At 47.2% G+C, this 12,332-nt stretch carries 6 protein-coding genes; 5 read left to right on the forward strand and 1 reads right to left on the reverse strand.

Annotated features, from left to right (window positions below; translation table 11 throughout):
- Window positions 1-13: 13 nt before the first annotated feature.
- The 3 genes from BKD12_RS06920 to BKD12_RS06930 all read left to right on the forward strand — a co-directional run bounded on the left by BKD12_RS06920 (window position 14) and on the right by BKD12_RS06930 (window position 4,867).
- Entirely contained in the window at window positions 14-2,296 is a 2,283-nt protein-coding gene (locus tag BKD12_RS06920; protein WP_070088587.1) for a hydratase, read from the forward strand.
- Window positions 2,297-2,491: 195 nt separating this feature from the next.
- Complete coding sequence (locus BKD12_RS06925) at window positions 2,492-2,971, forward strand: RNA polymerase sigma factor (protein WP_070088588.1); 480 nt, start codon at window positions 2,492-2,494, stop codon at window positions 2,969-2,971.
- Window positions 2,972-2,986: 15 nt separating this feature from the next.
- The gene (locus tag BKD12_RS06930; protein WP_070088589.1) at window positions 2,987-4,867 is read left to right on the forward strand and encodes a beta-propeller domain-containing protein; all 1,881 of its coding nucleotides are present in this window, start codon (window positions 2,987-2,989) and stop codon (window positions 4,865-4,867) included.
- A gap of 799 nt (window positions 4,868-5,666) precedes the next feature.
- Here BKD12_RS06930 and BKD12_RS06935 read toward each other — a convergent pair.
- Window positions 5,667-7,280 (reverse strand): mannitol dehydrogenase family protein, encoded by a 1,614-nt coding sequence (locus BKD12_RS06935; RefSeq protein WP_070088590.1) that lies wholly within the window; start codon window positions 7,278-7,280, stop codon window positions 5,667-5,669.
- Window positions 7,281-7,491: 211 nt separating this feature from the next.
- Between BKD12_RS06935 and BKD12_RS16895 the strand changes: the two genes are divergently transcribed.
- Together BKD12_RS16895 and glgB are read left to right on the forward strand one after the other, a co-directional pair.
- Window positions 7,492-10,302: a tetratricopeptide repeat protein gene (locus BKD12_RS16895; RefSeq protein WP_070088659.1), complete on the forward strand. Its 2,811-nt coding sequence runs from the start codon at window positions 7,492-7,494 to the stop codon at window positions 10,300-10,302.
- A 105-nt stretch (window positions 10,303-10,407) separates the two neighbouring features.
- Window positions 10,408-12,318 carry a 1,4-alpha-glucan branching protein GlgB gene (gene glgB, locus BKD12_RS06945; RefSeq protein ID WP_070088591.1) on the forward strand — a complete coding sequence of 637 codons (1,911 nt, stop codon included), beginning with the start codon at window positions 10,408-10,410 and terminating at the stop codon, window positions 12,316-12,318.
- Window positions 12,319-12,332 lie beyond the last annotated feature (14 nt).

Genomic DNA, 12,332 nt, shown 5'->3' on the forward strand with positions numbered 1-12,332 from the left:
GGAGGAAGACAAGATGATAAAATTGTACGACAGTGGTGTTTATCTTCTGCACGGAAGCGAGATCGTGGAAAATGCAGAAGAGGCGGGAGCCCGTACCGGACAGAAGGTATCCAGTGAGGATGCGGCGAAGAATACGATGGCTTACCGGATTCTGGAGGCGCATAATACTTCCGGGAACATGGAAAAGCTTCAGATCAAATTTGATAAGCTGACGTCTCACGATATTACCTTCGTAGGGATCATCCAGACGGCGAGGGCGTCCGGGCTTGAGAAATTCCCCATCCCCTATGTGCTGACCAACTGCCACAATTCTCTGTGTGCGGTAGGGGGAACGATCAACGAAGATGACCACATGTTTGGACTGACCTGTGCCAAGAAATATGGCGGCGTCTATGTACCGCCGCACCAGGCGGTTATTCACCAGTACGCCAGAGAAATGCTCTCAGGCGGCGGAAAGATGATCCTGGGATCCGACAGCCACACCCGCTATGGAGCCCTGGGTACCATGGCTATGGGAGAAGGCGGTCCGGAGCTGGTAAAACAGCTGTTGAACAAGACGTATGATATCAAAATGCCGCAGGTAGTAGGTATCTATCTGGATGGCGAGCCGGTGAAAGGCGTAGGTCCGCAGGACGTGGCGCTTGCCATTATCGGGGCGACCTTTGCAAACGGCTATGTGAATAATAAAGTCATGGAATTTGTGGGACCGGGCGTGGAGAAGCTGAGTGCGGACTTCCGGATCGGTATTGATGTAATGACCACAGAGACCACCTGTCTTTCCTCCATCTGGAAAACCGATGAGAAGATCAGGGAATTTTATGAAATCCACGGAAGAGAAGAGGATTATCAGGAATTAAATCCGGGAGAAGTGGCCTACTATGACGGCATGGTATATGTCAACTTAAGTGAGATCAAGCCGATGATCGCAATGCCGTTCCATCCGTCCAATACATATACTATCGACGAGGTCAACGCAAATCTTAAGGACATCCTGCACGATGTAGAGAAGAAGGCGCTGGTAAGCCTGGACGGAGCTGTGGATTATTCTCTTCAGGATAAGATCGTAAACGGAAAATTATATGTAGATCAAGGAATCATCGCCGGATGTGCCGGCGGCGGTTTTGAAAATATCTGTGCGGCGGCGGACATCATCCGGGGACATTATATCGGAGCGGATGAATTTACCTTCAGCGTATATCCGGCCAGCACGCCGATCTATATGGAACTGGTGAAAAACGGAGCGGTGGCAGACCTGATGGAGGCCGGCACCATTGTGAAGACCGCCTTCTGCGGTCCCTGCTTCGGAGCTGGTGATACGCCGGCGAACAATGCATTTTCTATCCGCCATTCCACCAGAAACTTCCCGAACCGGGAAGGATCCAAGCTGCAGAGCGGACAGATCGCATCGGTGGCGCTGATGGATGCCCGTTCCATTGCTGCAACAGCAGCTAATAAAGGTTTCCTGACTCCGGCAACAGATATGGATGTAGAATATAAAGGAAGAAAATATCATTTCGACCAGAAGATTTATGCAAACCGTGTCTTCGACAGCAAAGGCGTGGCAGATCCGTCTGTGGAGATCAAGTTCGGACCGAATATCAAGGACTGGCCGGAAATGCCTGCACTTCCGGAAAACCTGCTCCTGAAAGTGGTATCTGAGATTCATGATCCGGTAACCACCACAGACGAGCTGATTCCGTCCGGAGAGACTTCTTCCTATCGCTCGAACCCGCTGGGGCTGGCAGAGTTTGCCCTGTCCAGAAAGGATCCGGCTTATGTGGGACGTGCGAAAGAGATCCAGAAGGCAGAGAAGGCTATCGAAGCCGGAAAATGCCCGTTGGAAGTCCTGGAAGAATTAAAGCCGGTGATGAAGACGGTACAGACGAAGTTCCCGGAAGCGGGAGAAGGCAACTTAGGCATCGGCAGCACCATCTTTGCAGTGAAGCCGGGAGACGGCTCCGCCAGAGAGCAGGCTGCTTCCTGCCAGAAGGTACTGGGCGGCTGGGCGAATATTGCCAATGAATATGCTACCAAGAGATACCGTTCTAACCTGATCAACTGGGGTATGCTTCCGTTTATTACTGAAGAAGATCATGAAAGCTTAAGCTTCCGGAATGGAGATTACATCTTTGTGCCGGATATCAAAAAGGCAGTTGCCGAAAAAGTTTCGGAAATCACTGCATATGTGGTAAAAGGCGAAGAACTTAAGGAAGTGACCTTCAAGCTTGGAGATATGACAGATGCAGAAAGAGAGATCATCACCAAGGGCTGCCTGATCAACTATTATCGTGGATAACAGGCTGGTTTGAAGATCGGATAAGAAAAAAATAAAACGACAAAATACAGAGCATCCCGGGTGCGGCATCATATGAGGCCGTATCCGGGATGTTTTTCTTAAATATAAATGCAACAGTTTCCACCTTTTTTGACTCTAATATATAGAACAATAGTAATGTGTATTGTAGGTCATATCTGGCAGGGAGGAGAAGATATGAAATGTGATGAGGAGATGTTTGCGAAGCTGTATGAAAGCGTTTTTCCAGACCTGTACCGTTATGCGCTCTGCATTTTGGGACATCCGCAGGATGCGGAGGATGCAGTCAGCGAGGCAGTGACGGCAGCTTATGTAAATATCCGGAAACTTCGGAAGCGTGAAGCTTTCAAAAGCTGGATTTTCACGATTCTGGCAAACGTTTGCAGGAAACGGCTGAGGACGGAAGCCAGAGAAAGAAAAAAGGCAGAGGGAAGTGAAAGAGAGTGCGTTCCGTTTGAGGAAATGGATCATGCGGCGGCGCTGGATGTCAGAAGGGCGTTTGCTGTTCTGACAGATGAAGAACAGGAGATCATCGGTCTGTCAGTGTTTGGCGGATACAGCAGCCGGGAAATCGGGCGTATGTTGGACCAAAGTGACAACACGATCAGATCCAGGCGCAGCCGTGCGTTAAAGAAAATGGAAGTCATGTTAAGGTGAGTGAAAGGAGGACATATGGACAGGAAAGAGCAGGAAATTCTTGAGCGTATACGAGAACGGGCTGAAGAGATCCAGGTCCCGGAGACACTTTACCCGGAGGAAATGAAAAAGAGACTTCGGAAGGAAACTTCCAGTATGCAAAAGAGCAAATATCGGAAGAGGCTTTATGCGGCGGGATCCGTGGCGGCAGCCTGCGTTGTGTTTGCGGCAGGTCTGCTGATCTGGGGAGACAGGCAGGAACAGGGCAGAAATTCGCAGACAGAAGTATCCTGGATGGAGGATACGCTGGCAGATACGGGCGGGATGATCCGGACTGCAGAAAGCTACAATGAAATTTATGGATATGTGGAAAAGAGTGTAGAAAGATTCAGAGCATCTGCAGTGGAAGAATCGGCGTCTGAAGGCGATATGGCAGTCGGCGATGCAGGGACAGCCAGTTCCGGAACAGAAGCCGGGCGTTCATCTGCTGAAAATTATTCTCAGACCAATGTAAGGCAGGAAGGCGTGGACGAAGGAGATGTGGTCAAGACGGATGGCAGGTATCTGTATGTGCTTCAGGATGACGGCGTGACGGTGGCTATTGTAGATACGGCGGGCGGACAGATGGAAACAGTGGGCAGGATCAGGCTGGAAGACGGGGAATATATATATGAAATCTATCTTATGGATGGGAAAATGATATTGGTAGCGGACAGTGGGGCTGATAACACCCAGGAGACAGAAGTGATCACTTATGACATCCAGAAGCCTGCAGAACCTAAGGAAGAAGGCCGGGTAATCCAAAGTGGAGGATATCAGTCTTCCCGGCTGTCAGATGGCTTTGTTTATCTGTTTACCAATCATTATATTGATCTGTGGAATGAGCCGGATCCACGGGAACCGGGAACCTATCTGCCGGCGATAAACGATAAAGTCATGGAAGAAACAGATATTTATCTTCCGCAGACCGAGCGGGCGGATATGTATGAGGTCATCGTTTCCATCAATCCGGATCAGCCGGATCAGGTAAAGGACAGTAAGGCATTGATGTCCAAAGGCGGGGAGCTGTATGTAAGCAACGAGAATATTTATTATTATGAGACTATTTGGCAGCCTTCCGGATCAACCGTCACTGCGGTCCGGCGAGTAGCGTATGCAGATGGAAAGCTTACTGGAACAGCGCAGGGTAGTTTCGACGGTTATCTGAACGATAGTTTTTCGATCGATGAATATAATGGATATCTTCGTGTGGTGTCTACGGTAGATGATACCAATTCTGTATATATCCTGAATGAGAAGCTGGAAAAGACGGGATCTATTGAAGGGCTGGCTGAAGAGGAGAGGATCTATTCTGCAAGATTCATGGGTGACATTGCCTATTTTGTGACCTTCCGGGAGACGGATCCGTTGTTTAGCGTGGATCTTTCCGATCCGGAGAATCCGACAATACTAGGGGCATTAAAGATACCCGGGTTTTCAGAATATCTTCATTTTTACGGAGAGGGAAAGCTTTTGGGAATCGGCATGGAGGTAGGTGAGGAAACACAGGTCACAGGCGGAATAAAGCTGACAATGTTTGATATTACAGACCCCAGGAATGTGATAGAAAAAGATACCGTTGTTCTGGAACACATTTATTATACGGATCTGTTTAACAACTATAAGGCAGTGCTGATAGAACCGGATCAGAATATGATCGGATTTTCCAGTTATGGAGAAGGCGGAGAAATATATTTTCTGTTTGAATATGATGAGATGAACGGATTTACCTGCCGGATGGAGGAGGAAATCAACGGCAGCGGCAGCAGGAGTGCAAGAGGTCTGTATATCGGGCAGGTGTTATACGTGGTGCAGGGGAACGTGATCGAGTCCTATTCTTTGGAAGATTATCAGAAAACGGGAGATATTATATTGTAGTAAACAAAAGGAATAAAACAAAATATTCTGTAAATTTATACAAAAACAAAATAGTTATAAATTAATTAATAAAAAATGCAAAAATAGTGTTGACAAAATAAAGCGCCGGTGCTACTATATAATCAATCCAAAGATCAATAAGAAATGAGTTCCTGACGAGAAAGGGAATCATAAAAAATACATTGATTTGGAAATTTAAGAAAAGGAGGCTTAATCCATTGGACACAGCAGCAGAATTTAAAATTCAATATGTTAGTGGTATGGCAGATTATCGTTCCTGTAGAATAAGCCTTTACCATAAAGAAAGATAAACCGGCAAATACAGAATGAAAAGAGAAATCGGAGAAGAAAAACAAGCCGGAGATTCATTGAAAGAAAAGAAATTCTATCTGCAGACATATTGAAAACAATACCACATTAATTTCGGAATATTAGAAAATGTGTAAAGAAACATTACCTAATATCACAGATTTATACGAAACACTATATAAACGAAAGGTTATAGAAGGAATAACTTAATACGATCATAGACAAATGATAAGGGCACTGGCTATGATGGAAACAGTTATAGATATTATAATAACCACGAAAGTAGATTATATAGAAACAGAAGGAGTATAAATAAGGAACGAGAAGAATTACAGAAGATCCTCCGATTAAAAATATAAAATATGATAAAATTAAATATATAACAGCCATTATGGTCACGGTGATCGTAATGGCTGTTTTGTTGTACATGAAAGTCCGGAAAAAGATCGGCAGGATACGAATCACGCATCCTGCCGGTTTTCAAACAAAATTACATATACTTATCAATTGTTGCCCGAACGGCGCCCTGACCTGCAATCATTTCACGGAAAAGCCCTTCGATCTTTTCACCCACACCGTTTTCGTAAAGGTTGGTGAAAAAGATCTTTTCATTCGAGAGGATTGGCTTTAACTGATCCTTCAGAGTTTCCGGATTTCCGATCTCGACATCCTTCAAAGCGTCAGCAATTTCGCCGGCCAGTGGATCAGGAGCCAGCGTGTAAGTGTTGCCGGCATCATCTACTGCCAGAACATACCGCAGCCATCCGGCAATACCGAGGGGGATAGCGATCAGCTGTTCGGCGCTGCCGTATTTGGCGGTGTACGCCTTGATGGTTTCGCCGAAGCGGATTCCAAGTCCCTGGGACTCATCGGTACAGAGCCGGAGATTGGTATCCAGCAGATATTCGTTGACAAACCGGAGATTAAACAGCTCATCGGCAAATGCTTTCGGGTCAATGATCTCCGGGCTTTCTACCATCGGGAATCCTTCATCATAGCATACGGATTTGGCCAGCTTCATTAATTTTGCATCACGGTTGATCATGTCGGCAAAATATTCCTCGCCCAGCAGTACGCCGAAAGGACCGACAGCAGAGTGAACCGGGTTTAACAGAGCGGTAACCTTCATGCGTTCGGATTTGTTGACGGTATCCCGGCTGCCAAGATAAACGCCTTTGCCCTTTTCAAGCGGAGGACGGCCATTCGGGAAACTGTCTTCGATGACCAGATACTGAGGATCTTCGCCGTTGATAAAAGGAGCGATATAGGTGCGCTTTGAGGTTTCTACAGGATCCATATCCTCTACGCCAAGAGCCTTCAGATCAGCAGCGATGTCAGGGTTCGGGCGGGGAGTGATCTTGTCGATCATGGTCCATGGGAAGGAAACGATGGATTCATCGCTTACATAGGCGAAGAAGTCCTCGTCTACATATCCCTTCTTCTTCCATTCTTCGGCCATAGTCAGCACAGAACTGCGAAGAAGGCTGCCGTTTTTGGAGCAGTTATCCATGGAAACAAGGGCAAGAGGAGCCCTGCCGTTCTGGTAGCGCGCAAGAAGCATAGCGGTTAAGACGCCCATGGCGCCAACAGCCTTGTCCGGTCCGTTTTCAATATCTGCTTCCACATAAGGGAGGTAGCTGCCGCTTGAAGTGGTCAGAGCATACCCCTTTTCGGTAATTGTAAAGGAAACCATCTGAAGGGAGGGGGCAGAAAAGATTTCCTTCAGACGCGTCCACTGTGCCGGATCAGAGCTCTGTGCCTTTATGGCCTCTCCGAAGGAGCCAAGGACCTTGCAGTCTCTGGTGCCGTCTGTATGCAGAATGACACTTAATCCCAGGTTGTCGAATGGGCGATAGATCTTGTCCACGACATCATAGTCAAAGGTCTCCACACAGGTGAGGGCAGTATCCAGGTCTCCATCCTCCAGCATGCCGTCGGCAATGCCGCCGATGAAGATACGGAAGATATTGCCGATTCCAAAGTGAGCCCAGCGGGGAGCTGCTTTTGCTTTTTCGGCCGCCGCTTCCACGTCATAGCCGGGCAGTGTGATGTTTGTAGCTTCCCAGTCCGATTTGTTCTTAATTCCGTTTAGTGAAAGTTTCATGTTGCGCCTCCTTAGTTTAGATATATTTCTATAATAGCATGAAATGCGCGGTTTGTAATATTTTTGTAACAAATTTTCTCGTATATTTTGACAATAGATATAGCGTATGATAAACTTATATACGTAAAATTGTAAAAATTAAGAGGATTAAAAATATATTTTTGAGGTGAGAGATTTGGATAAATATGAATATCGGGTAAAAACAGAGCAAATGCTTGAATATTTGGAGAGCAAGCAGTACAAGAAGGCAATGGAGATCGCGGACACCATCGACTGGCGCAGGGTAAAGAGTGCGTCGATGTTGAACACGGTCAGTGAGATATACGAATATAATGGTGAGTTCCAAAAAAGCCGGGATATTCTTTTCGTAGCGTTTGACAGATCGCCGGGAAGCAGAAAGATCGTATACCGCCTGGGAACTCTGGCGCTGAAGATCAATGATGTAGAAGAAGCATCGGATTGTTATGAGGAGTTTGTGAAGCTGGCTCCGAGAGATCCGAATCAGTACATATTAAAATACCGTATTTTAAGGGCACAAGGGGCGCCGCTCACCGAACAGATCGCGGCACTGGAAGATTTTAAGAAAGCCGAGTATGTAGAAAAATGGGCGTATGAGCTGGCGGAGCTTTATCATGAGGCAGGTATGACTGCAGAGTGCCTGGAGGAATGTGATGACCTGATCCTGTGGTTCAGCGAGGGCAAATATGTCTATAAAGCGATGGAATTGAAAATGAAGTATAAACCGTTGACACCGCTGCAGCAGGAAAAATATGACAGCAGGCCGGGAGCGCCGAAGAAACCGGCAGCGAAACCAGTGCAGGCAGAAGAAGCCGTGGAGGCGGCGGAAGAGGCTGTAGAAGAGACTGAAGAACCGGAGGAATCCGTGGCAGATACGGAAGAACCGGAGGAATCTGCGGCAGATACGGAAGAAGAGGTGTCCAGACCAGTTTCCGCAGTCAGCCTGGCACAGGCGGTAGAAGAGATGGAAAAGAGCATGGAAGATTCTGAAGAAGAATCAGAGGAAGAGGCTGTGGAAGAACCGGAAGAAGAGCCGGCAGAAGAAAATCAGGAAGAAGAGCCGGAAGAGGAACCGCAGAAGGAAGAGGAACAGCCGAAGAAGAAATCTTCCATTACACAGGTTGTAAAGGGAGCTACGCTGGAAGAAGCACTGGCTAATGGCGTGGCAATTGCCAGTGGCATTAATATTGAGAAAGAGGCAATGGAAAAGAAGGAAGAGGATCTCCGGGTAACCAGTCAGATGCGGATTGACGATATCCTTCAGGAGTGGGAAGAAAAACAGAAGGAAAATGCAGAAGCCATTGCACAGCAGAAGGCGAAAGATGAGGAACGGCTGAAAAAAGAACGGGAGGAAGCAAGGCGCAGACAGGAAGCCGAGAGAAGAGAAGTAGAAAGAAAGGCGGCAGAAGCAGAAGCAGCAAGAAAGGCAGCAGAAGCAGAGGCAGCAAGAAAGGCAGCAGAGGAAGAAGCAGCAAGAAAGGCAGCGGAGGAAGAAGCAGCAAGAAAAGCGGCAGAAGAAGAGGCGGCAAGAAAGGCCGCAGAGGAAGCTGAAAAAGAAGCCTTGCTGGATAATGCGTTTGCAGAAGGAAAGACACAGAGAATCCCGGATGATCTGGTAAGACTGGTGGCAGAAATGGATCAGGACGAAAAGGAAGAAGAGTCTCCGGAAAGTGAAGATACCTATGAGGACTTTGAAGACTTTGAGTTTGAAGAAGAGCCGGAACAGTTAAGTCTTGAAGATATAGACTTTGGTGAAGAGTTTGAGGATGAGGAGCCGGAGGACACGGATTACGAAGAGGACTTCGAAGAAGAGTTAGAGGATGCCGATTACGAAGAGGACTTCGAGGAAGAAGACTTCGAAGATGCCGATTTTGAAGAGGACTTTGAAGATGCCGACTTTGAGGACGACTTCGACGATGATTACGAGGACGACTTCGAGGATGCGGATTTTGATGAGGAGGATTTCGAAGAAGAGGACTTCGATGAGGAAGACTTCGAGGAAGAGGACTTTGATGAGGAGGACTTCGAGGAAGAAGACTTTGAAGAAGAGGACCTTGAGGAAGAGGACTTTGAAGATGACGAAGAAGAGTTTGAGGCAGAAGAACTGGAAATCGAAGAGCCTTCCGAAGAGGAGATCCAGGAGAGAATCAAAAAGTCCAAAGGAAGCGGCGTTCCGTTTGATACAGGATTTGTAGTAACCGGACGATATGATCTGAGTGCGACCAGTGAGATTGGGTTAAAGGCCGGACTTACGGAGGAACAGAAGAAACTATTTTCTTACTTTGTTCCGGTAAGAGGTATGAGCGAACAGATCGTAGAAGTGCTGGACAATGACAGAAGAGCGCAGAGAGAAGGAACATCCAAGACCGGCAACCTGCTGGTAGTGGGACGGAAAGGTTCCGGTAAGACCGTGCTGGCGGTAGATATCGTAAAGGCGATCCAGAAGCAGAGAAACCTGAAGCAGGGCAAGGTTGCTATCGTGACCGGTGAATCTCTGAATAAGAAGGAACTGACCAATATCATCCAGAAGCTCAAGGGCGGAGCTATCATCATTGAGAAGGCCGGAAAGTTAAACTCCAGGACCATCAAGGAACTGAATTACCTGATGGAGAAGAAGACAGGAGAGCTCCTGTTCGTGCTGGAGGATCAGAGAAAGCCTCTGGAGAGGATGCTGGCTGTCAATGCAGATTTCAAGAAGAAGTTTACTTCCAAGCTGGAGCTTCCGGTATTCATTAATGATGAGCTGGTAACCTTCGGGCAGACCTATGCAAAGGAGAATGGCTATAAGCTGGATGAAATGGGAATCCTGGCGCTGTACAGCCGGATTGATGTAATGCAGAGAGAGGATCATGCCGTATCCGTTGCTGAGGTTAAGGAGATTATGGATGAAGCTATTGATCATTCCCAGAAGGCCAATGTAAAGCATCTTGCAAGACGTGTATTCGGCAAGGGAACAGACGATTCTGACAGAATTATCTTAAAGGAAGAAGACTTTAAGATTTAATCAAAAAATTAAGAGTTTTGACAGATAGATTTGTCAAAACTCTTTTTTTTTTCGGCCATCTAAAGTATAATATGGATATATTAGGACAGATTGTGGGGGTTCAGTATGGCAAAAAAGAAAAAGAAACCATATGAAGTAGGAGAACTGGATCAGTATCTCTTTGGGCAGGGAAATCATTATGAAATCTATAATAAGCTGGGGGCCCACTTTGTGAAGGATGGAAAAAAAGAAGGGGTATATTTTGCGGTGTGGGCGCCCCATGCGGAAAGTGTGTCTGTAGTCGGAGAATTTAATGACTGGGATACGGAAGCAAACCCGATGGAACGGGAAGAGCCGCTGGGCATCTATACCTGCTTTATTCCGGGAATCCAGCAGTATGCCATGTATAAATACTGCATCCAGACGTACAGGGGAGATTATATTTTTAAGTCGGATCCCTTTGCGTTCCATGCCGAACTGCGGCCGGGAACGGCGTCCAAGGTCTATGACCTTTCCGGGATCAAGTGGTCGGATTCCGCCTGGATGGAGAAGCGTGCCGGCTGGGATCACACCAAAGAACCGATGTCAATCTATGAGGCGCATATTGGTTCCTGGAAACGGCATCCCGGGCGGGAGGACGAAGGATTTTATACCTATCGGGAGTTTGGAGAAGAAGCCGTCAAATATATGAAGGATATGGGCTATACCCATATCGAGCTGATCGGGATTGCGGAACATCCCTTTGACGGATCCTGGGGATATCAGGTGACAGGTTATTTTGCACCCACGTCCCGTTACGGAACGCCGGAAGATTTTGCCTGGATGGTAAATTATTTCCATAGAAATAAAATAGGTGTTATTCTGGACTGGGTACCGGCGCATTTCCCAAGAGATGCCCATGGCCTGGCGGATTTTGATGGTACGCCGACATTTGAATATCAGGATCCGAGAAAAGGAGAGCATCCGGACTGGGGCACCAAGATTTTTGACTATGGAAAAAATGAGGTGCGAAACTTCCTGATTTCTAACGCATTGTTCTGGATCGAAAAGTATCATGTAGACGGTCTGCGGGTAGATGCGGTGGCTTCGATGCTTTATCTGGATTACGGAAAGCAGGACGGCCAGTGGGTAGCCAATAAATATGGGGGCAACAAGAATCTGGAGGCCATTGATTTCTTTAAGCATTTGAATTCTGTGGTGCTGGGAAGAAACCCTGGAGCGCTGATGATTGCGGAAGAGTCTACGGCGTGGCCGATGGTGACCGGGCCGGTGGAGGAAGACGGACTGGGATTCAGCCTGAAGTGGAACATGGGATGGATGCATGATTTTACGGAATACATGAAACTGGATCCGTATTTCCGGAAGGACAATCATAATCTGATGACCTTTGCCATGAGTTATGCATACAGTGAAAACTATATCCTGGTGCTGTCCCATGACGAGGTGGTGCATCTGAAGTGCTCCATGCTCAATAAGATGCCGGGACTTGGATTTGATAAGTATGCCAATCTGAAGGTAGGCTATGCTTTTATGATCGGGCATGTAGGAAAGAAGCTCCTTTTTATGGGACAGGAATTTGCCCAGCTGCGGGAATGGAGCGAGGAGAGGGAGCTTGACTGGTTCCTGCTGGCGGAAAAGGAGCATCAGGCGGTCCAGAACTGGTTCCGTGATCTGCTGCACCTGTATAAGAAAAACAAAGCACTCTATGAGATGGATGATTCCTGGGAAGGCTTTGAGTGGATCAATGCGGATGACCGCTACAGAAGTGTTTTCAGCTTTATGAGACATTCCAAGGATAATAAAAAGAATCTGCTGTTCATCTGTAACTTTACGCCAATGGAGTGGGCGGATTACCGGGTTGGCGTACCCAGAAGAAAGCAGTATAAGCTGGTACTGGACAGTGACGAGGAACAGTATGGCGGAAACGGACGGAAGAAGCAGCCGGTCTACAAGGCCGTTAAGCAGGAGTGTGACGGAAGACCGTACTCCTTTGCTTACCCGCTGTCACCCTATGGCGTGGCAATCTTTGAATTTTAGAGATTGACTGCTGA

Origin of the sequence: Merdimonas faecis, assembly GCF_001754075.1 — a bacterium.
GTDB classification, from domain to species: domain Bacteria; phylum Bacillota; class Clostridia; order Lachnospirales; family Lachnospiraceae; genus Merdimonas; species Merdimonas faecis.